The organism is Arhodomonas sp. KWT, assembly GCF_010993615.1.
Genome location: NZ_WNXE01000847.1, coordinates 1 through 726, shown reverse-complemented (window position 1 = coordinate 726; position 726 = coordinate 1). Strand labels below are relative to the sequence as shown.

At 65.2% G+C, this 726-nt stretch carries 1 protein-coding gene; it reads left to right on the top strand.

Translation table 11 applies throughout. The annotated features are described in order from the left end of the window. Nucleotides 1-647: TRAP transporter large permease subunit (locus tag G7A99_RS22835; RefSeq protein WP_163144320.1), on the top strand; the 647-nt coding region annotated here is incomplete at its 5' end. Between the last annotated feature and the right edge of the window lie 79 nt (nt 648-726).

The following is a 726-nucleotide window of genomic DNA, read 5'->3' as shown; positions in this document are numbered from 1 at the left end:
TACTGCCGACGGTGATCGTGATCGGCGTGCTGGGCAGCATCTACGGCGGCATCGCCACGCCCACGGAGGCGGCGGCGGTGGGCGTGGTCGGTGCCCTGATATCGGCGGCGCTGCAGCGCGAGCTCAACCTCGCCAACCTGCGCGGCGCGGCCTGGGACACCCTGCGCGTCACCGCGATGATCATGTGGATCACCATCGGCGCGAAGGCGTTCGTGTCCATCTTCACCGGCACCGGCGGTGCCGACTTCCTGCTGACCTTCATCCAGGATCTCGAGGTCAATCGCTGGCTGGTGCTGCTGGCGATGATTGGCGTGCTGGTCTTCCTGGGACTGTTTCTCGACGAGATCGGCATCATCCTGCTGTGCGTGCCGGTGTTCCTGCCGGTGATCAACGCCATGGACTTCGATGCGCTGTGGTTCGGCGTGCTGTTCCTGATCACCGCGCAGATGGCCTACATCACGCCGCCGTTCGGCTACACGCTGTTCTACCTCAAGGGCGTGCTGCCGCCGGGCATCGGCATGGAGACGGTCTACCGCGCGATCATCCCGTTCCTGCTCCTGCAGGCGGCCGCGCTGGTCCTGTTCATGATCTTCCCCGACATCGTGACGTGGCTGCCCGACCATCTCGCGCAGTCCATGCGCTCCTGAACCACGAGGAGAGACGGCAATGGCCGAGAAGACTTCCCGCATCCCCGGTTTCTTCAAGCTTCCGCCGCAGGAGCGGCTC